Source organism: Achromobacter aegrifaciens (genome assembly GCF_902859735.1).
GTDB lineage: Bacteria > Pseudomonadota > Gammaproteobacteria > Burkholderiales > Burkholderiaceae_B > Achromobacter > Achromobacter aegrifaciens.
Window position 1 is genome coordinate 742,204 of record NZ_CADIJY010000001.1, and the last position, 20,454, is coordinate 762,657.

Genomic DNA, 20,454 nt, shown 5'->3' on the forward strand with positions numbered 1-20,454 from the left:
TTTCCGCAATGGATCCGACTGCAACGCCTGGCCTGTTCAGTTCCGACGCCCGCCTCTACAGCCTGGAAGGCGAGGGCGCGCTCGCCTCGCTGCAGGTCGAGGGCTGGATCGCGCGCGAAGCCTTGTCGGGCGTTTCGCAGACGCGCGTGGTCGCGCTGTCCGACGACGCCGGCCTGGAATTGCGCGACATGATCGGCCGCCCCGTGACACTGTGGACCACGCGCGCCGACGGCAGCCGCGCGAGTCGCAGCGGTCTGGTCCGCGAAGCCGAGCTGCTGTCGGGCGACGCGGGCCTGGCGCGCTACCGCCTGACGGTCGCGCCCTGGCTGTGGCTGGCCACGCAGCAGCGCAACAGCCGCGTGTTCGAAGCGCGTTCCGTGCTGGACATCGTCAGCCATGTGTTGGGCGGCTACGAAGGCTATGTGCATCGCGTGGCTCCCGATGCGGCCGAAGCGCAGGCCGGCGTGGCGCCGCGCCCCTACACCACGCAGTACCGCGAGACCGACTATGACTTCATCAGCCGCCTGCTGGCCGAAGCAGGCCTGGGCTGGACGACGGTCGAAGATCCGGAGGTTCCCGCGCGCCACGTCGCGCTGATCTTCGCCGACAGCCGCGGCCTGGCCGAGGACTCCGAGTCCGCGAGCGGGGGCGTGCGCTTTCACCGCGCCGGCGCGACCGAGTCGCGCGACACCGTGCAGGCCATGTCGCGCCAGTGGCGGCGCGGTCCTGACCGCGTCACCGTCCTGGGCTGGCACGGCGGCGGCAAACGCGCCGTGGCGGCAGAGGCGCTGGCGCGTCCGGCAGACGGCACTGACGACGCGGGCCTGGAATGGTACGAGGTGGCAGGCCACGGCAGCTTTGCTGATGAGGCCGAGGCGCGTCGCCAGGCCACGCTCGCGATGGAAGCCGTACAAGCCGGCGCTGAGACTTTTGTCGGCCAGGGCGGGGTGCGTACCTTCCGTTCCGGCACGCGTTTCACGCTGCAGAACATGTCTCCACTGGGGCCTGCCGGCGAAGAAGGCTTCGAGCCCGCCTTTGCGCTGGACCGGGTCGAGCACGTCGGCATCAACAACCTGCCGCCAGAAACCCGAGCCTCGCTGTCGCAGCGCTTGGGCGGGTTGGACGCACATTTGGCCTTGGATACCGAGGCGCCCGCGGCGCCTGGCGCGGCGGGTTCGAACGCCGATCCGTCGCGGCCCGACGCCGCGGTGTTGGCGAAAGCGCGCGAGGTCGGCTACGCCAACCGCTTCCAGGCGGTGCGTTGCGACCGCCCCTGGCGGCCAGCGTTGCCGCAGACACGCGGCGCGCGCCTGAGCGGCGCGCCTTCGGTCCATGGCGTGCACACGGCCATCGTCACGGGCGCCGACGGCGCAGTGCAGGCGCAGGGCGAGGACGAGATCCTGCGCAACAAGCGCGGCGACGTGCGCATCCGATTCCATTGGCAGGCAGACGATGCCGAGGGGGTGGCCAAGAGCCGCTGGGCCCGCGTGGCGCAGCGCCAATCGGGCGCAGGCATGGGCATGAGTTTCGTGCCGCGCATCGGCCAGGAGGTGCTGGTGCGCTTCCTGGACGACGACGTGGACCAGCCCATCGTCGTGGGCGCGCTGTACAACGGCCGCGGCGAGGGCGGCACGCCCGCCACGCCGGGCGGCCGGGACGGCGGCAAAGCCGACACACAGGTCTACACCGCCGCGCGCGATGCCGCACCCAGCGCCCAGGCCAACCTGGCGGGAGGCAATGCGCCTGCCTGGCATGGCGCCGCGGGCGGCGACGAGAACCACCGCAACGCCGCCGCGCTGAGCGGCTTCAAGAGCAAGGAGTTCGGCGGCTCGGGCTACAACCAGATCGTGTTCGACGACAGCGACGGACAACTGCGCTTGCAGATCAAGAGCAGCCAGGAAGCCAGCGAACTGAACCTGGGCCACCTGATTCATCAGGCCGGCAACTACCGCGGCGGACTGCGCGGCCTGGGCGCCGAGCTGCGCACCGACGCCTACGGCGCCGTGCGCGGCGGCGCGGGCGTGCTGCTCAGCACCTACGCCGGCACTGGCGCCAGCGCCGGCCCCGCAGGCGAGGCTGCGGGCTTGCAGGCGCTGGCCAGCCAGGCCGACCAGATGGCGCGTTCGCTGGATGGCGTGGTCGGCGCGCACCAGGGCTTGCGCCTGGCGAGCGCGCTGGGCTCCAAGGGAGCGGAAGCCAGCGTGCTGGACGACGGCAAGGCGCCTTTGGCCGCCATGCATCGCGCCGTGTCCGGCACCGTCGCAGGCGAAAGCCTGGATGGTGCGCGTAGCGACGCTTCGGCCAAGCACACCCAGGCGGCCGAGGGCAAGGTGCCGCACCTGACCGATCCGGTCGTGTTCATGGCCGCGCGCGCGGGACTGGCGCAGGTCGCCGGCCAACACATGCAATACACCGCCGGCGAGACCGTGCACTGGTCGGCCGGCAAGGACCAGAACCTGGCCGTGATGGGCGCGCTGCGCGTGCACACCGGGCAGGGCCTGGGCATCGTCGCCGGCCTGCAGCAGGGCGGCGCGGACTCCGGCCTGGACCTGATCTCCGCCACGGGCGACGTGCACGTCCAGGCCCAGCACGACATCCTGCGCGTGCAGGCGCAGAAGGACATCACCATCGGCAGCGCGCAGACCAACGTCGAGTATGCCGCGCCCAAACGCATCCGCATCGCCACCGCGGCCGGCGCCAGCATCGTGCTGGAAGGCGGCAACATCACGGTGACCGCGCCGGGGCGGATCGATGTGAAGACGGGGAACAAGCAGTTTGCGGGGCCGGACCGCATGCCTTACGCTTTTCCCCAGTTCACGGTCTGCAAACAATGCGTGCTGGACGCGCACGATGGCGTGCAGTCCATCACGGACAAGGCATGAGGCGGGCAAGCGCATGACGGATTGGCAATCCCTGCTTGGCGAGACGTTGCGGCATGCTGAAATCAGCCGCATCGAAACGGGCGAGGCAATGCATGCCTATCTGCTCGTGGATTTCCGCAACCGCGCGGAGCTGGCCGCGCCAATCAAGAGCAGCGCTCAAGTCAGCCACGGTTCGGTCTGGCTGGGAACGGATCTGGCCGTATACGGTGAAATCGCGCCCCTGCTGATCGAAATAGACGATCTGACGCGTTTTGAACTGGGGCGCGACACGGACGGGCCATACACCTCTGAACTATTGCGGCTGCTGCGCAGGGTGTACGAGGCGGACGGTGGGCAGTTTGCGGTCACCCATATCCTGTCGCCCATGGCCCTGGCCGAACTAATGGCACATTGCGCGTACTACGGCGACTATGGCTTGCCGGACGGTCGCGAGTATTACCTGCACTTCTACGACAGCCGCATTCTGGACCGCGCTTTTCAGGTCTGGAGCGAAGCCGAGCGCGAGCGTTTCCTGGCGCCGCTGACGCTCATGCGCTATTTGCGCCGGGACGGTTCCATCGCCGAGTGGAAGGGCGGTGGAGAACGTGAATTGAGCGCTGCGGCGCTGCCGGCGCCACAGCCGTTTACGTTGGCGCAGCATCAGGCGCTGCTGGATATGGATTATCCGGACAAGCTGACCCAACAAATCCGCCGCATCTATATGGGAGTTCTGGGCAGCGACCTGCGGCAGGACGAATTGCATGAGCAGGTGCTGGAGCAGATGGCGCGGGCGCGTGCCTACGGGATAGAAAGCGAGCGGGACATGCTGGACTATGTGGCGTGGGGTATCACAATATCGCCGCGTTTTGATGAACACGAGGTGATTCAGTCCGCGCTGCGCGCATTCAAGGGCTCTGGGCTGTCGCAGGCGCTGGAGGATGTGCCTGACGACGTGTGGGATGGATTGTTGCGGGAGAGGACGGGAAATGCGTAAGGGCTTGATTGTCGTTCTGATGTGGCTGGGCTTGCTGGCGGGCTGCAATGGCGAGCCTACGTACCAAGGCGTGACCTTGGTTGCCTTCAACTACACACCTTGGGACCTTGACACCATTCAACTGACCGACAACGCAGGCCGCAGCGCCAGCTCGGGTGCGGTCGGCGTTGGCGGCGGAGAAGGGTCGGGTACGTGTTGCTACACGCTGAAAGGCACCGATTTCGTCGTGAAATGGAGCGGCGCCGACGGCGAAGAAGCGATCAAACATTTGTACGACGGCAAGCTCGACGAGGTGATCTTTCATAAGGAAACGAAGGTGCATTTCCCTGCGGCGCAGATTCCTTCGGGTGACGGTCCGTTGTACATGGAGTTGCACATCTATCCCGACGAGCACATGGAAATCGCATTGAGCCGAAAGTTGCTTGGGCAAACGCGTCTGCCGCTGGTTTCCGTCACGGATTGGCTTTATGCCGCTCATCGAGATGCGCTTCAGGGGTACAGGGATGGCTATGCGGTATTGAGGGCCGTGGGAAAGGTAGCGAGGACGGCTTGGATTGAATACCGTATTGAAGACAAGCGCGACATGCAGCAATACATGCTGCTGTATTTTACGGTTTCGCCAAATTTTGATCGAGATCCGAAGATTGCCGCAATGCTGGCCAAGCCGGGCCGCCAACCGGGCGACTTTGCCAAGGCTGTCGAGGCTATGCCTGAAGGAGAGATTGCACGTCTGAGGGCGGAAGAGAAGGCTTCAGGAGAGAAGAATGGTTGACAAAACCTCGGGTGGCCTGCCGCCGGAAGATCGTACGCCGGCTTCCGTATTGAAGAAGATGGCCGAGAACGAAGCTGCGTATCCCAAGGACGATTGCCTGGAGTGCGGTGCGGTCATTCGGATCGGGTTCTTCTTTGATGGTTTCGGGCGCAGCCGGGACGTGGACCGGAATGATCCGACGTTCTATTCGAACATTTGCAGGCTTTGGGAGGCACACTACATTCAGACGGATCTGGGGCGTCCCGAGAAGCAATTCTGGTTTCGCTTCTATTACTCGGGACTGGGAACCGAGTTGAACGAGGATGCAAAAGAAAAGCAAGACGCCCTGATCTATGCGGCTACCGTCGCGGGCAGCAAGGCGCTGAGCGAAAGCGCCAAGAATCTTGGCAAGGCGGGCCAGAACATCGCCCGGCTGGATGAGATTCCTGAGCATGACGTTCTGAAGCGCTTACGAGCCGCGACGCAGAAGATGATCAAGGAAGGCTCCTTCCAGCCTATGGTAAAGGCCTACAACGACGTAGTGAAGGACGTCAAAACGCTTCCCGACAAGGCTGTGCGGATATGGAATGCCTGGGATCCCGAACGCCTGGCAAATCGTGCGAAAGCCACGGTACAGGGGTTCTGGTCCGGCTTCAAGAGAAACCCCTTGAAGGTCGCATGGACTGCGGGAAAAGAGGTCGTCAAGACCACCGCGATGGAAGGGGTACCCGTGATCCGGGACAATGAGACGGTCGCCTATCTCATGGGAACAGGAGTCGACACTCGGGTCGACGCCGCTCTACGTCAGCTCAAGGCAGCCCATGACGCGGTCAGCGCCGAGATGAACAATGTGCGGCGCATAGAGATCTCCGTGTTTGGCGCCGACCGTGGCGGTGTGATGGCTCGCCAATTCATCAACGACTTGGTCAAGAAGTATCGGCGTCGGAACGATCAAGACCTGGTGATGCCGGGGAAGGAGGGGGCTCCCGCTGCGGAGATCCGGATCCGGTTTCTTGGCCTGCTGGACTCCGTTTCCTCCATCATGGACGAGAGCACCTTCCTGGGATTCATGCCATTTACCGACTTGCTGAAGCAAACCCACAAGGACCGTGCCTTGACGGTGCCGGCCGCCGTGGAGAAGTGCGTTCACTTCGCAGCAGGCCATGAACTGCGCGCCAATCAGCGCATCGACAGTCTGGAGAAGACTCGGGGCGAGCAGTATCTCTATCCAGGTTCCAGCGGCGATGTCACTGGAGTGAGTCCGGCAGGCTCCTTGGGTGCTCGCACGGAACTCTCTCGGGTGCCCTTGCGCGATATGTTGCACCAAGCCCTGGCAAGCGGCGCAGCGATGTACAGCATGGAACAGCTCTTCAAGGTTCGGCCGCTGATCGCCATCAAATTTTCCCTGGCGTCACGCGTGGGGGAGGGGGCGCAGAGCTATGGCATCGCTGAACTGGTGGACGCATATCGCGGCGTGGTGAAGTATGAGAAAGGCATGGACTTCATTCCACACATGGAAGTATTCCTGCGGTGGCTCGCAGTGCGCTACCAGGATCCCGTCTTCAAAGCTGATATGTCGGATCCTGCCGAAAAATGGATCCAGGATCGCGATTTCTTCACTCCGGAGCAGGAATACAACGAAGAGTTCAGGCGCGTATCCATGCTGCCGCGCGAGGAACGCAACAAGCCCGAGAACACGGCTCGCCTGAAAGAGCTGGAAGCGCTCAAGGACGAACGTTGGAATCGTGCCGTCGCGAGCCGGGGCGAATTGCCGCCGCAGCGCTTCAAGCCGCTATGGCAACGCCTGGAAGCGGAGTATCTCGCGCTCGAAGACGCGGAACGCAAGGATGCCGAAGATGAACAGCGCAAGGAAGATTTTCGCCGCAAGAATCCAAATACCGTGCAGGCCATGGAAAGAATGGAGCAGGATCTCCTGGACCAGCAGAACATGCGCAACGAGCTCATCACACGCGGCGGTGGCACGCTGACCGAAGAGGACAAGCCGAAAGATCCTTTCGCTGATATGAAAGCCAAGCGCGAAGTGCAAAAGCGCCTGCTCAACGTATGGCGCGAGGCGAGCGCCGGGACCAACCCTTTGCCTCCTAAGGTCATGGCGCTGTTCGACTTCCTGGTGCATGACGCCATGTTGAGCAGCTGGCCCGATCATTTGCTGGCCAGCACTTCACTGTATTTCCGCGTGCGGGACAAGGACATTTTTGGCAAGACCGACTTCAAGGCGGAACAAGCCAAGTTCAAGTCGGACAATGAGTCGGCATCGCGGGTTGATCAGATGCGTGCCAATCTGGATGGAATGGCTCCGGTTCGTCCGTAGCTGTGTCGGCGTCGGAAGCATCCGGCTTGGGTGATAGAGCATAGGGGATGAGCATGCCGCGAGAGCGTCGGGGACTCTAGCCAGCTCGCTTTGCGACAGCAACAGAAATGCCAGAGTCCGTGGATGCGCAGGAATCGGTGTGGAACCAGTGGCGACTGGGCAAGCCTATGATCAAAGTGGGATGTCGAGGATGTCTGAGCGGAATCAGGGAAAGACAGGGCGCTCGCAACTCGGGCGGTTGGTCGCACTCGGTGTACTGGCGGTGATCGCCGTGGCGGCGGGGGCTTATGTCTACGTAGAGCGAAGCCAGACGCAAAATTTTCAACGAAGCGCGTTGGAAGGATCGGTGGCGGTCTACTCGTACAACTTTACGCAGTACGACGTGGCGTATTCGTTGATGCCTGGTCTGCGATGGATCGCCAGAGCGAATTCGGCCACAGGAAATAATGTGCAGTCATTCGGTTACAGGCCAGCTGCGCCTGATGCTCCGATGCAGATATCGTGGCGCTATGACTCTGGTCCTCAAGCAACGGGAGAGGGAGACTATCCATTTGTCGTGATGCTTCCACAGCCACAGCGGCCAGCGGGCGCCGTGGTGCTGGAATTGCGTATCTATCCCGATGGCAAGGCTGCTGCGCGCTATGTCACGCGTCCGCTGGTATCGGATTTCAGCAACGTGGCCCCTGAGCTTCCGGGAAGCGATTGGGTGTCGAATCGATGATCACGTCAGAAGTCCGGACAGAGATAAACCTTGATGAAGCGGGTCATCGGAGAGCTTGATCCGTAGGAGACGGTTTTGCGTGAATTCGTCATGTGGTCCACCGACATGATCCTCTACGCCACAAAAGCCCTGGGTTTTGCGCTGCCCCTACTCTATCTCCTCGGGATCGCAGTCCACGTGCGCCCAAACCGTTTCGGAGCCCTGGGCTCCGCGGCATCGCGCAAATGGTTTGCCGTGTCCATGGTAGCCGTCTGGGCGTTTGCGGCCGTGGGTGCCCTGCTCGTCTATTACGTCGCCCGGAACTATGACCGTTGGTACGGGTATTTCCTGTTCTTTTTTCCCTACTATCTGGGACCGGCGCTGATTTTGTCCGTGATCGGCCTGTGGGTCCGGGACAGGTTGTGCAAGGGGGTGGTGAAGGACAATGCCTGATGTGCCGCTAAAATCCCGCCATGCTTCCGCCTCAAGTCCTCGTTGCCCTCATCGTCCTGATGCTCGCCGTCGTCATCCCGCTGTTCGCGGTGACGATCCAGCTAAGCCGTTTCATCCATTGGTCCTTCTGGGCCGACAAAACCACGCGCGGCGATCGGCCGCATTTCACGGGGCCGGTGCTGGCGCTGATCTTCAGCACCCTGGCCGCCAGCGATTTCGTGGGCTATGAACCCTTTCTGACGATCTCGGCGATGAATCCAGTGCCGATCGAGGCCAGGGCCTATTTCACCGTTGCGATGCTGGCGCTGGCTGTGTGGTGCTGGGCCTATGGGCGGTCGATCCGGGACCGCGTGCTGCGCATGATCGGGACCCGCGCGTCTTAGCGGGGGCCAGGGTTCACGCATGATGTCGATCTACGGCTTTCTTGCGTTGGGCGCCCTGGCATTGGCCATCTGCGTGCCGTTCGCCGCGACGGCGATACAGCTGATTCGCCTGCTGTGGTTCATCACGGGCGACAAGGAGACGCGCGGCGCGCGTCCGCGCTTCACGGGCCTGGTGCTGGCGATGTTTTTCAGTTCGCTTGCGGCTACCGAACTACTGTCCGCGGAGCCATTCCTGACCCTGTCCCACCTGAATCCGGTGCCGCAGCAGCACCGGGTGGAATTCATGATCGCGATGCTGGCGCTGGCCCTCGCGGGCTGGATATGGGGCGGCGCGATCTGGAACCGCCGGTCAGGCGGCTGAGGCGGCCGCTGGAAACAGGGCGCCTACTTCGCCGCCTGCACTTCGATCTTCACCGTATTCGAGCGCACGCCGTTCGATTCGATATACACCTCGTAGACCGCCGGATCCTTGGGCAGCTGCACCTGCGCCGCCAGGTCGGTGCTGAACTGCGTGCCCACGCTGATGCCGGGGCTGATGGGGATGCCCTTGGGCGGACGCGAGCTGGGGATCTCGTCCACTTCCATGCCGGGGCGTTTGCGCGGCTTGTATTCGTAGGCCACGCCTTCATAAACCGCCTTGGTCTGCGTATTGACGGCGACGAAGCGCGGCAGCTTCTGGTTCTGCGACACGGGAATGATGCCTTGCGCGCAGACCGGGATCACCAGCGCGCCGGACGCCTGCGGACGTACGCGCGCGGGCGCGGCGATGTTGAGCTGGTCGTCGCTGCCATGGTTGGGCGGAATGCAGGCATGGTCGCGCACCGTGCCGATGGGGGCGGTGGCGAACGAGGGCGGGTCGATCCAGTCGGTGTTCATCGTGGTCTTCTGGGTATGTGGGGTGGGGCGCGCGGCGGTGGCGGCGCCAGGCGCGGCCATGGCCATCGCGGCCGCGAGCAGCAGGGCCAGCGCCGGCGCCACGCGGCGCCGCGCGTCAGAACGAGGGCCAGCCATTGGACATGTCCGTCTTGCGTACGGCCTGGGCGCAGCTGGCGCAGAAGCGGATGCTGACGCAGTCGCCGCCGAACATGACGCAGGAGCCGGTGTGGCTGGGATCGGCCTGGCTGGCGGGCAGGCCGAAGTGGCAGTGGTTGCCGAACTGGGAGTAGAAATACGGACCCTTGTCGAGTTTGGACGAGTCCATGTCGGCTTCGTCCGGGTGGGCGCGTACCCACTCGGGTCCGCTGGGCGTCATGCCGATCAGGTGGCCGATCTCGTGCACCAGCGTCTGCTGCAGATAATCCAGCGTGTTGGGCTCCCAGGGGCTCATCGCCGCCACGCCGAGGAGGTTGGTGCCAGGGAACGCCACGCCGCCTGCGGAGCTTTCCAGCAACCGGACCTTCAGAATGATCTTGCCCGAGGTCGGCACGGGCACCAGGCCCGCCATGCGGATGTTCAGGGTATCGCAGGCCTTGGGATTCGCAGGGTCGTAAGGCACCGGGGTCATGCGATCCTTGGGGATGGGGACCTGCCTGATGCCGGCCGCAGGGTCGGTGTACTCGAACAGGCATTCGACGTACCAGTCCACGCCAGGTTCGATGTGATACCACAGGAAGCTGAGGGTGCCGTCGGCGTTGACGAACTGCACCTGCTTGTCGGCCGCGCCGGGGCCGGCCGAGGCTTGCACGTAAATGGGCTGGACGGGCAGCATCGTGGCCAGCCGGTCGATGTGGCAGACGACGAGCGTATAGGGCTCGTGATCCGGGCCCTGCGACCCTGGATAGACGGAGGCGGCCAGCCGGCGCAGGCGTTCATAGCCGTCGTCCGTGAACACGTCCATGTTGGCGTCGCCGCGCGTGCTGACCGGCGGCAATTGCACGACGTCCACACCATGCCGCGCGTATTCCGTAGCGGTCGGCTGGAAGCCGTGGCGGCGCGCCAGAGCCTCGGGGCCGGGTAGCATGATCTCCTGGAGATATAGCCGCCTTGCGGTCTCGACCTGCTCCGTGGAGATGATCTGGTTCTTGTCGTTCACCACCTCGAAGGTATAGGTGTTCAGGCCGGCGGCGGGCAGGGTGATGTTGTCGACCACCTTGGTGCCGTCGGCGTCGGTTACGTAGCTGTACGAACGCTGGTTGGGCTCGCGGTACAGCGGTTGGCGGCTTTGCTCACGCGCGGAGTACACCGCGTTGCCCGGACGCGGGCTGACCTTGACGCTGAAGCGATGCTGGCCGGCCTTGTTGAAGCGCACGCGGATCCTGGGCCTGTTGGTCTGGCGGTCCAGGCTGTCCAGCGCCTGGCCATCGTTCCAGACCTCGTCCTCTTCCTTCAGGTTGACGTACTGGAGCTTGGCGCCGCTCCTGGCCCGGTAGGCGGACGGCGTGGGTGCGCCGGCATCCGGCGTCCCGGCCGCTGCGGAGCCGCCCGCGTCCTGGCCGCCGGGCGCGCCAGCGGGCCTCGCCACAGGGCCGGGCAGGCCGACGCCGGCCATTTCCATGACCCGCTTGGCCATCGCCGGATAAGGCGAGTTCGCCACCGCCGGAATGTTCATGATCGCCTCCGCCACCTTGGGCAGCGTGACGTTGGATATCGTGGGCGATTGCAGGATGGCGCCGACCACGGACGGAATCGCGGAGTCGGTCAGGCCCGGCGTGCTGAGTATGGCGCCCGCCACCGCGGGCAGATTGCCCTGGTTGACGTCGGGCATGGCCAGCAGCGTGTTCACCGCGGAGCTCAGCGCGGCGGGGCGGCCGCCCATGGCGCCCATGGCCTGGGTCATGACCGGGCCAATGGCGGACCCCACGCCACCGCTGCCGGCGGCGGTCAGGTTGGAGGCGGCGCCCAGGGCGGATGCCGCCGTGGCGTTGCCCATTGCCGTGGCGGCGCTGGAAGCGCCCGACAGCATGCCCGAGGCCGACGGGCCGGCGCCTGCGGCCGGCGAGGCGAAGGTGGATGCCTGCGAGGCCAGGGCCGACGCCTGCGTAGCCATGCCGCCGGCCTTGGACACGGCGCCTGCCGCGTCAGTCAGCGCCTGGGGCATGGAAACCGCGCCGGCCAGTGCGTCGCCAGCGCCCTGTGGAATCTTCATGGTGGAGAGGCCGCCGTCCATCAGCGACGGCGTTGCCATGCTGGCCAAGGATTGCGTGGCGCCGTTAGCCAGTGAGGACGTGGCGCCGCCAGTCAGCGACGGAGCCACATTCTGCATGGCCGTTTGCGCCATGCCGCCGGCCTTTGCCATGGCGCCCGACATCAGTTCCGAGCCCGCCTTGCCCGCTGCCTGCATGGTCTTGCCGGCCATCGCGCCCAATTCCTGCACGGGCTTGAGCGCTTCGCCGGCCATGCTCTTGGCCTGGTCCAGCATGCCGGAGGCGCCATCGGCCGCGGCGGACAGGCCGTTGGATACGGCGGTTGCGCCGCTTGCAAGCGCCGCGCCCGCGCTACCCAGCAGCGAGCTTTGCGATCCACTGGCTGCAGCTGCTGTGGGGCCTCCAGCCGCTGCAGCCGAGGCGACCGCGCCGGTCGCCCCAGCCGCATTCAGCGCCTGGCCGGAGCCGGCTTGCGCCTGCAGCTTGGCCTTGGGACGGTGCACCAGTTCGGCCGTGACCAGCATCGGATCTCCCACTTGCGAGGACGGCAGCGCCGGCAGCGCGGCCGCGTCGCTGGCAGGCCCGATCAGGTTGTGGGATGCGCCCTTGACCGAGAACATCCCCGGCCCCTTGAACAGGATGTCGCCGCCATTCATGACGATGCTGGCGCCGGCGGCCTGCAGGGTGATGCTCTGGTTCGCCAGGATCTCGATGCTGTCGGTAGTGGAGGTGACGGTGATGTCCTGGCCGGCCAGCATTTCCAGCATGTCGGTATGCGCGTGGATCGACACAGGCGATTCGGCGGCGACGGCGCGGATGCCGCCGTCCTGCACGAACAGGCTGGTGGAGCGGCCGGAGGCCGTGGCAAAGGTCTGGCGCGCGGCCACGTGGCCGTCGGCCTGCGCGGTGACGTGCAGGTTTTCGCTGGCGTGCAGGATGGCCGAGGCGGGCGTGGCGAAGTTCAGGGAGGACGGCGCGTCGATCAGCATGCGGGCGCCGTCGATGCGCTCCACTGCGTCCGTGCCGGTGCGTTCGCCGCCGCTGGCCTTGACCGCCTGCTGGCCGCCTACGCTGCCCGGATAGCGGCCATCGCCCTTGGGATCGATGGCGCGGGTCAGCGTGTCGTATTGGCTGGTGGCCGCGAGCGCGCGCGCCTGGCGCTGCGCGCCGGCGGCATCCAGGCGTTGCGCCGCATTCTGCGCCCCGCGCAGCAGCGCCAGCGCTTCCTGCGCGTCGGCCTGGGTGGAGCGCGCGTCCTCGCGTGCGTTGGCGGACAGCAGCATGCCTTGTCCTGAGCGCACCACGGTCCAGGCATCCGAGCGCAGCTCGAAGCCGGTGCCGCGCCATGTGCCGCGACTGGATTCATCCGCGCCCTGTGCGACCAGATAGCCCAGGCCCAGCTGCGTGGCGCCGATGGAACTCGACAGGCGCGTGCGCATCTGCCGCGGCGTGTCGTCGAACAGCCATTGGCTGTGGCCCTCGCCGTCCAGGCCCTTGCTGTGCCAGCCGCTGAGCCTGCCGGGATGATTGGCTTCAGCGTCCTCGCCGGCGGACCAGGGCGGCAGGTCGGCGTCGTTGTACAGCTGGGCCGAGGCCACGGGCTGGTCGATGTCGCCGTCCAGGAATTCGACCAGGACCTCGGTGCCTTTGCGCGGCAGATGGTGCGCGCCCCAATTGGGACCGGCCTGTGCGCCCGCAACGCGCAGCCAGGTGCCGGAACTGTCGTCGCCCGGCGCATTGCCGGTGTCGTCGCCATGGCTGCGGTGCGCCAGGCCACCCGGTAGCGGACGCGCGCCGCGCTGCCAGGGGAATTGCACCTTGATGCGCAGGTCGCGGCCCGAGGAAATGGGCGCGTCCTGCGCAGCCACCACTACGGCCGCCAGGCCTTCGGGCGCCGTGGGCTTGGCGCGCCAGCCGGGCATGAGCGGCGCGGCTGCCGGCAGGGCGCCGAAGGTATTGCGGTAAGAGCCATGTTCCAGATCGGAATCGCCCAGCGCCTGGGCGGCCTGGCTGCCCAGGTTGTTGGCGGCTTCGTGTTCGACGTGCAGCAGCGTGTAGCGGTTGCCGCCCATCTCATCGACGGCCTGGCCCGAGCCCCCGGCGTAGCGGCTGTGCTGCGTCAGCGTGAAGTCATGGCCGGGCATCATCTGGCGGGCCGTGCCGCCGCCGTCGAAGCGCACCATGCGGGCTTCATGCGCCTGCAGGCTGCGCGCGGCGGCAAGCTCCGCGCTGTCGCCGTCGGCATGGCGGCCGTGGCCGTCGTAGTCATAGTCTTCAAGGCGGGGCACCGCGCCGGCCTGGACGTCGGACTGCGCATGCGCCGCGTGCGCGAGCAGCTTGCGGTCGTCCCAGGCCAGGCGCGTCACGGCATTAGGCCGTACCGCCCGGGACGCGCCAAAGCGTGTGATGCTGTCCTCGGTTTCCGTGGCGTCGCTGCGGTGAAAGCGCAGCGTGGCATCGGGGCAGACGGGCCGCGCCGCGCGAGTGTCGAACACGACCAGCCGGTGGCGCGCGCCGCCCGAGGCTTCGTCCTGCTGTTCGCCCTGCTGGTGGTCGAAGCGGAAGCTCAAGCCGGCTTCGGCCATCAGGCGCAGCACGAAGGCCAGGTCGGTCTCGCGGTACTGTGTGCGTAGTGGACGCGGCGCGGGCGGTTCGGCGATGTCGAACGAGTAGGCCGCCTGCGGATAGTCGGCGAAGATCTCGCTCAGGATGTCAGTGACCGACTTGTCCTGGTACAGAAAGCTGTCGCGGCGCAGGCCCAGGGCTGCCAGCCAGGGCGCGGCGTGCAGCCGGTAGCGCGCCAGGCCGCCGTCTGCGCCCAGCGCGTCCACGCCTTCCACCACTGCATGCCATTGGCGCCTGTTGCCGTCGGCCAGCAGCAGGCTGACGCTGATCTCGCGGCCCAGCAGGGCTTGCACATCCAGTTCGGCCGAGGACGCCAGGCAATCCAGCGTCAGGGCAAACAGTTCAGACACGCCTTCGCGCAGGACCATCCGTTCTACCGCCAGCGCCGCATCCAGGGGCGTGCGCACCTGTAGCATGCGGGCGTTCTGGGAGAGGGCGGCAACATCCAGGCTGCTGAATCCGGCGGGCGCTTGGGAACGGTCGGTCATGGTGCTGAGCGGTGGCCTGAGGCCTTCAGGGTAGCGAGATGGTCAGGTGCGCGGCGCGCGGGCCGATCTTGACGATGTCATGGTACGGAGCCATGGCGGTCTGCATGTCGCGGTTCAGGAAGTGGCTCATGCCCAGATAGGCCAGCAGCCCCAGCAGCGCGAACAACGCGCCGATGCTCCACAGCGGCACGTCGCGCTTGAGCGTGTGGGCGATCTTGTCGGGCAGGGGCCAGTGCGGCGCGAAGCCCGCGCGCTTGCCGCGCAGCAACGTGATTTCATCGCCAAGCCGCGCCGTGAGATAGCCCAGCTTCTCCTGGCCTTCGATCATGTACTTGCCCTGGAAGCCCAGCAGCAGGCACATGTAGAACACTTCCAGCGATTGCAGGCGCGGCGCGCCCTGCGCGCGCAGGTCTTCCAGGCGCGCAAAGAAATTCTCGCCCGCAAGCTGTTCGCCAAACAGGGTCAGCTGCAGCGGCTGCAGCATCCAGGCGTCGCGGATGGAAAAGCCCGAATTCAGCACGGTCTCGTCCACCGCGGCGCAAAATGCGTACTTGGTGGCGTAGACGTCCTCGGCCGGAATGTCCATCTTCTTCGCGCTGCGCTCGAAGTCTGCCAGGAACTGCTGCACGCGCGCCGAGAACGAGGCGGCGTCCACGGGTTCCTGGCCGCTTTTCAGCAGGAACAGCATCAGGAAGCCGTCGTACAGCAGGTCCAGCAGGGACTTCGCGGGGCGCGAGCCATAGAAATCGGCGGCTCGGGGAGGGAGCGAGGCTCCGGGCATCAGGGTAGGCGCGGCGGCGGTCATGGGCAGGCTCTAGCGGGTGACGGCGATGAGGTCCAGTTTCAGTTCAGGTATGCCCGAGGGGGCATAGATGGCGATGCTGCGTGCCTGCAGCATGCGGTCATACAGCGAGCCGCGTGTTTGCAGGGTGAAGTAGCAAGCGCCCGGCTTGACGGGCACGGCGGGCGGAACCTGCGGCGTGTAGACGAGCTGCACGCCGGGCATGGCCGAGAGCACCAGCTTTTCCACGTCGTCGGGCGCGCCCACCTTGAAGCGCAACGGCACGGTCTCGGCCAGTTCGCTGGCCGGCGTGGCGGCGGATACCGACAGGTAGAGCGCGGTGGTCTCGTCGAGCTTGCCGGAATCCAGCCGGCCGACGTGGAACGAGGGGCGCAGTTCTTCCAGCACGATGGAGAAGTAGCGGGTGGAGATGACGGTGTCGAGCAGGTCGCGCAGGATTTCGTCCAGCTGCGCGAAGGCCGCGCCCGGCGCGTCATGCTGGTAGGCCGGCAGGTCCGCCAGGGTGTGCACCTTGGAGAAGGTCATGAGCGCGCCGGCCAGCCGCAGCATTTCCTGGAACAGGCGCTCGGGATGCAGCTGCGGGTTGTGGAACAGGTGCGACAGCGCGGAATAGGCTTCGTTGCAGGTGTGCAGCAGCCAGAACGAGGCCACATCGCCCGAGCGGAACTCGATGATGTTCTTGTTCGGTTCGCGGTGAAAGCCATAGAGCGCGTTGACCTTGGCCTGCAGCGCGTCCAGCAGCCGGCGCAGCTGTTCGAACAGCGCGCTGCACGCCTGCACCGTGACGCTGGGGGCGATGAAGCTGGTGTCCAGCTCGTAGCCGGCGCTGGCCGTGCGGCGCACGCGCGCTACGGGAATGGTCAGCAGCGCGTCGCGTGGCTCGTGTTCCGACAGCAGGCGCACGTTCTTGCGCAGGAAGGCAAGTTCGGCCGTGCTGGCGTTGGTGTACAGATCCGGCGCGGGGCTGTCCTGGTGCGCATAGCGCGCATCGAAGCCCTGTTCCTGGCGCGTGTCCCGATAGTTGCCGCCGATGTCCTTCATCGGATGCAGCGCCAGGTAGAACACCGCCGTGCTGGCGCCGTCCAGGCCGTCCAGCGCGACGGCGGGCGGCAGGTCGTCGTTATGGGGGGCGCTGTAGATTTCGCCGTCGGGAAATATCGCGGAGAGCTCGGTGGCGCGCAGCATGCCGTTGGCAAGCGCCGCCGCGTCGAAGCGCGCCGCGCGCAGGCCCCATGCATAGGGATGCAGCGCGCGGCTCATTTCCGCGAGGCGGGCCTCGTGGTACGCGTCTTGGCGTTGAAAATGTTGGGGCCGCAGGAACAGCCCCTCTCCCCACAGTATCTTCGCTGAATGGCTCACGTTTGCTGGCTCTTGCTTCTTATATATAGAGGGCGTCGATGACGGCGGCTAGGCGCGGCTTGCGTTCAGTTCGGGCATTGCACCGAGCCGAGGCGGGCCGGGTCGAAGCCGGGCACGCCCGGTGGCAACACTATCTGTCCGGTGACCACGGTCATCGCGCAGGCATGGGCGCCCATGACGATGCCGGTGTCCTCGGCGGTCTTCACTTCGAATACGTATTTCCAACGCTGCGGCGCGGGCGCGTAGAACAAGCCCGCGACAGCGATGTAGGCAGCGGTTTTAGGCACTTTTTCCAGGTGTTCGTAGCGCTGTCCCGGCGTCAGTGTGACTTCGCGTGCAGCGATGATGCTGTCACCCAACGCCGCCTTTTCGGCGTCAGTATCAACCAATTGCGTGAGCGGTGCGCGCTGAAATGCCTCGGCATTCTTCAAATAGTATATTTTCGTAACCACAGCCATTGGCTGTCCGCTACTCGCATTCAAATTTTCTCCGGCATGTATCGCCAATTTCACATCGATTGGCGCATTCGGGTCTTTTTTCAGGCCCGCCATATCCATCATGCCGCCGGTCATTCCGGCCACCGCTCCGATCGCTGAAACCGCTGCGCAACCGCTGATTACGGGGCTTGCCGCGATGATGGCCGCTGCTGCCATGCACCGAGAAAAATAGAGATGTTTTGACATGGCTCTTTATACCGGAAGCCTGCGACAACATACAGATCACGGCACGATGAGCGAAGTTTCTGCGCGAGTTACATGAAGTAATGCACTGTAGTGCTGCGCTAACAAAAGGTTGTTGAAATACGCGGCCTTGGTTACACCCTCCTACATACCAAAAAAATGCACATATCCCGGGTTCTCCTCATCGGCGCAATGATGGCCTTCCTCGCGGGCTGCGCCACGTCCCCCAAGCCGCAGACCGACGCCGAGTACAAGCAGTCGATGACGCACGCCACGCAGACGCTGGCTGCCAAGGGCAACGATCAGGCGGTTGCCGAGTTCCAGGAAATAGCCCTGCTCAATCCCGCGCGCGGCGAGCCGTGGTCGTACATCGCCAAGATCCGCTTCGACGAGCAGAAGTACGGCGAGGCCATCGTCGCGGCCGATGAAGCGCTGAACCGCGACCCCGAAGACTTCACCGCCAAGACCGTGCGGGCCGTGGGCGGCCTGCGCGTGGCCATGCAATCGCTGGCCGATCTGCGCGCCAACGCGCTGTTGGCGGGCAACGCCCGCACTGATGCGGTGGCGCTGGCTGCCGCCATGCGTGAAACCCTGGGCCAGGACGTGCTGTTCCCCGAGGGTTACAAGCCCCCGCGCCCGCGCCAGCCGCGGCGCAACGATGCGCAGGGCGCGGCCGCCGCGCAACAGGCCAAGCCTGCCGCCAACGCGGCGGCGGCGACGCCGCCCGCTACGCCTGCGGCCCCCGCGGCGAATTCCGCTGCGGCTCCCGCCGCAAAGCCGCCTGTGGCCCCGGCTGCTTCCGGCGCCGCGCCGGCCGGCCGCGCGCCGGATCCGTTCGGCAACCTCCTCAAACCCTGATCGGGCCCCACGGCCTCTTCACTATGCACTTCGCTTGGAGCCCCCATGGCTAAGAAAGAAAGCGTTCAGAAAAGACTCCAGAAAGTACGTCCGCCGCGCGTGCAGCTGACCTATGACGTCGAGAAGGGCGACGCGATCGAGCAGAAGGAACTGCCGTTTGTCGTGGGCGTGGTCGGCGACTTCAGCGCGCAGTCCGAAGCCGAGCTGCCGCGCCTGAAAGACCGCAAGTTCGTCAACATCGACGTCGACAACTTCGACGACGTGATGCGCGGCCTGGAGCCGCGCGCCGCGTACCGCGTGAAGAACCGCCTGACCGACGAAGGCGGCACCTTCGGCGTGGACCTGAAGTTCCGCTCGGTCGAGGACTTCCGGCCCGAGGCCGTGGTGCAGCAGATCGAGCCGCTCAAGGAATTGCTGGACATCCGCACCAAGCTGGCCGACCTGCGCAACAAGCTGGCGGGCAACGACAAGCTGGAAGACCTGTTGGGCGAAGTGCTCAGCAGCACTGAAAAACTGCAGCAACTGACCAGCGAAGCCGGCAAGAACGGCAAGGGAGGCAGCAATGAGTAATTCCGCCGCCGCGCAGAACGTATCCGCGCCCGCCGCCGAGGCCGACTCGGGCCTGCTGGACCAGATCGTCGAACAGAGCCGCGTGGCCAAGTCCACGGCCGAGCACGACCGCGCCAAGGATCTCATCGGCGAGCTGGCCCGTGAAGTCATGAAGGGCACCGTCGTGGTCTCGGACAACCTGTCCGCGATGCTCGACGCCCGCGTGGCCGAGCTGGACCGCCTGATCTCGGCCCAGCTGAGCGAAGTAATGCACGGCGCCGAGTTCCAGAAGCTGGAAAGCACCTGGCGCGGCCTGCATTACCTGTGCCAGGAGAGCAACACCGGCCCGATGCTGAAGATCAAGGTGCTCAACGTCACCAAGCGCGATCTGGTGCGCGACTTCCAGACCGCCATCGACTTCGACCAGAGCCTGATGTTCAAGAAGGTCTACGAAGAAGAGTTCGGGACCTTCGGCGGTTCGCCGTTCGGCGCGCTGCTGGGCAACTTCGAGATCACGCGCCAGCCCGAGGACATGTACTTCATCGAACAGATGTCGCACGTGGCCGCGGCCTCGCATGCGCCCTTCATCGCCTCGGCCTCGCCCGAGCTGCTGGGCCTGGACAGCTTTGCCGACCTGGGCCGCCCGCGCGACCTGGCCAAGGTGTTCGATACCGTGGAATACACCAAGTGGCGCAGCTTCCGCGATTCGGAAGACTCGCGTTACGTGGGCCTGACCATGCCGCGCTTCCTGGGCCGCCTGCCCTATGACCCGAAGGAAGGCACTTCGGTAGAGGGCTTCAATTTCGTCGAGGAAGTGGACGGCACCGACCATGCCAAGTACCTGTGGTGCAACGCCGCCTGGGCCTTCGGCGCGCGCCTGACCGCGGCCTTTGCCGACTTCGGCTGGTGCGCGGCGATCCGCGGCGTGGAAGGCGGCGGCCTGGTCGAGAACCTGCCGACCCACACCTTCAAGACCGATGACGGCGAAATCGCCCTGAAGTGCCCGACGGAGATCGCCATCACCGACCGGCGCGAAAAGGAATTGAGCGACCTGGGCCTGATTCCGCTGGTGCATTGCAAGAACTCGGACTACGCCGCGTTCTTCGGCGCGCAGTCGGTGCAGAAGGCCAAGAAGTACAACACCGATAGCGCCAACGCCAACGCGGTGCTGTCGGCCCAGCTGCAATACATCTTTTCGGTATCGCGCGTGGCGCACTACCTGAAGGCCATGATGCGAGACAAGATCGGCAGCTTTGCCTCCGCGCAATCTGTCGAGAGCTTCCTGAACCGCTGGGTCTCGCAGTACGTGCTGCTGGACGACAACGCGAGCCAGGAGCAGAAGGCGCAGTTCCCCTTGCGGGAAGCATCGGTGCAGGTTGCCGAGGTGCCGGGGCGTCCCGGCGTGTTCCGGGCCGTGGCGTTCCTACGGCCTCACTTCCAGCTCGATGAGCTTTCGATTTCGTTGCGCCTGGTCGCGGAACTCCCCGCCCAAGCCCAGAAGTCGTGACCACCGTCGGATTCGACGATTTTTAACCA

The 20,454-nt window shown here is 65.4% G+C and carries 16 protein-coding genes; 11 read left to right on the forward strand and 5 right to left on the reverse strand.

The window, feature by feature from the left end:
* The first annotated feature begins 8 nt into the window (after positions 1 to 8).
* From HV766_RS03425 to HV766_RS03460, 8 genes are all read left to right on the forward strand, one after another.
* Positions 9 to 2,882, forward strand: a complete 2,874-nt coding sequence (locus HV766_RS03425) for a type VI secretion system Vgr family protein (RefSeq protein WP_175180565.1) — start codon at positions 9 to 11, stop codon at positions 2,880 to 2,882.
* Between the two features lie 13 nt (positions 2,883 to 2,895).
* Positions 2,896 to 3,855: a DUF4123 domain-containing protein gene (locus HV766_RS03430; RefSeq protein ID WP_175180566.1), complete on the forward strand. Its 960-nt coding sequence runs from the start codon at positions 2,896 to 2,898 to the stop codon at positions 3,853 to 3,855.
* On the forward strand, positions 3,848 to 4,627 hold the full coding sequence (locus HV766_RS03435; protein ID WP_054452049.1) for a DUF3304 domain-containing protein: 780 nt from the start codon (positions 3,848 to 3,850) through the stop codon (positions 4,625 to 4,627). Before HV766_RS03430 ends, HV766_RS03435 begins: the two co-directional genes overlap by 8 nt.
* Complete coding sequence (locus HV766_RS03440) at positions 4,620 to 6,938, forward strand: T6SS phospholipase effector Tle1-like catalytic domain-containing protein (protein WP_175164337.1); 2,319 nt, start codon at positions 4,620 to 4,622, stop codon at positions 6,936 to 6,938. Before HV766_RS03435 ends, HV766_RS03440 begins: the two co-directional genes overlap by 8 nt.
* 190 nt (positions 6,939 to 7,128) lie before the next feature.
* Positions 7,129 to 7,659: a hypothetical protein gene (locus tag HV766_RS03445; RefSeq protein WP_147400242.1), complete on the forward strand. Its 531-nt coding sequence runs from the start codon at positions 7,129 to 7,131 to the stop codon at positions 7,657 to 7,659.
* Positions 7,660 to 7,734: 75 nt separating this feature from the next.
* Positions 7,735 to 8,091: a hypothetical protein gene (locus HV766_RS03450; protein ID WP_175180567.1), complete on the forward strand. Its 357-nt coding sequence runs from the start codon at positions 7,735 to 7,737 to the stop codon at positions 8,089 to 8,091.
* Between the two features lie 20 nt (positions 8,092 to 8,111).
* Positions 8,112 to 8,474, forward strand: coding sequence for a hypothetical protein (locus HV766_RS03455; RefSeq protein WP_175180568.1), 363 nt, complete (start codon positions 8,112 to 8,114; stop codon positions 8,472 to 8,474).
* A gap of 19 nt (positions 8,475 to 8,493) precedes the next feature.
* A complete protein-coding gene (locus HV766_RS03460; protein WP_175180569.1) occupies positions 8,494 to 8,835 on the forward strand; it encodes a hypothetical protein in 342 nt (113 codons plus the stop codon).
* Between the two features lie 23 nt (positions 8,836 to 8,858).
* Here the strand turns inward: HV766_RS03460 and HV766_RS03465 are convergent, their stop codons facing one another.
* The 5 genes from HV766_RS03465 to tssJ all read right to left on the reverse strand — a co-directional run bounded on the left by HV766_RS03465 (position 8,859) and on the right by tssJ (position 17,514).
* On the reverse strand, positions 8,859 to 9,485 hold the full coding sequence (locus HV766_RS03465; RefSeq protein ID WP_175180570.1) for a hypothetical protein: 627 nt from the start codon (positions 9,483 to 9,485) through the stop codon (positions 8,859 to 8,861).
* Complete coding sequence (gene tssI / locus HV766_RS03470) at positions 9,466 to 14,670, reverse strand: type VI secretion system tip protein TssI/VgrG (protein WP_175180571.1); 5,205 nt, start codon at positions 14,668 to 14,670, stop codon at positions 9,466 to 9,468. The genes HV766_RS03465 and tssI overlap by 20 nt, the downstream gene beginning before the upstream one ends.
* Positions 14,671 to 14,695: 25 nt before the next feature.
* A complete protein-coding gene (gene icmH, locus HV766_RS03475) occupies positions 14,696 to 15,451 on the reverse strand; it encodes a type IVB secretion system protein IcmH/DotU (RefSeq protein ID WP_223283522.1) in 756 nt (251 codons plus the stop codon).
* A gap of 33 nt (positions 15,452 to 15,484) precedes the next feature.
* A complete protein-coding gene (gene tssK / locus HV766_RS03480) occupies positions 15,485 to 16,831 on the reverse strand; it encodes a type VI secretion system baseplate subunit TssK (protein WP_054452043.1) in 1,347 nt (448 codons plus the stop codon).
* Positions 16,832 to 16,896: 65 nt separating this feature from the next.
* Positions 16,897 to 17,514 (reverse strand): type VI secretion system lipoprotein TssJ, encoded by a 618-nt coding sequence (gene tssJ, locus HV766_RS03485; protein WP_225588881.1) that lies wholly within the window; start codon positions 17,512 to 17,514, stop codon positions 16,897 to 16,899.
* A 189-nt stretch (positions 17,515 to 17,703) separates the two neighbouring features.
* On the opposite strand from tssJ, the gene HV766_RS03490 reads away from it, so the two are divergent.
* From HV766_RS03490 to tssC, 3 genes are read left to right on the forward strand one after another with little or no spacing between them, the layout of a single operon-like run.
* Positions 17,704 to 18,369 carry a hypothetical protein gene (locus HV766_RS03490; RefSeq protein ID WP_054452042.1) on the forward strand — a complete coding sequence of 222 codons (666 nt, stop codon included), beginning with the start codon at positions 17,704 to 17,706 and terminating at the stop codon, positions 18,367 to 18,369.
* A gap of 45 nt (positions 18,370 to 18,414) precedes the next feature.
* Positions 18,415 to 18,939 carry a type VI secretion system contractile sheath small subunit gene (tssB, locus tag HV766_RS03495; protein ID WP_013396290.1) on the forward strand — a complete coding sequence of 175 codons (525 nt, stop codon included), beginning with the start codon at positions 18,415 to 18,417 and terminating at the stop codon, positions 18,937 to 18,939.
* Entirely contained in the window at positions 18,932 to 20,425 is a 1,494-nt protein-coding gene (gene tssC, locus HV766_RS03500; protein ID WP_059371264.1) for a type VI secretion system contractile sheath large subunit, read from the forward strand. The genes tssB and tssC overlap by 8 nt, the downstream gene beginning before the upstream one ends.
* The last annotated feature ends 29 nt before the right edge of the window (positions 20,426 to 20,454 follow it).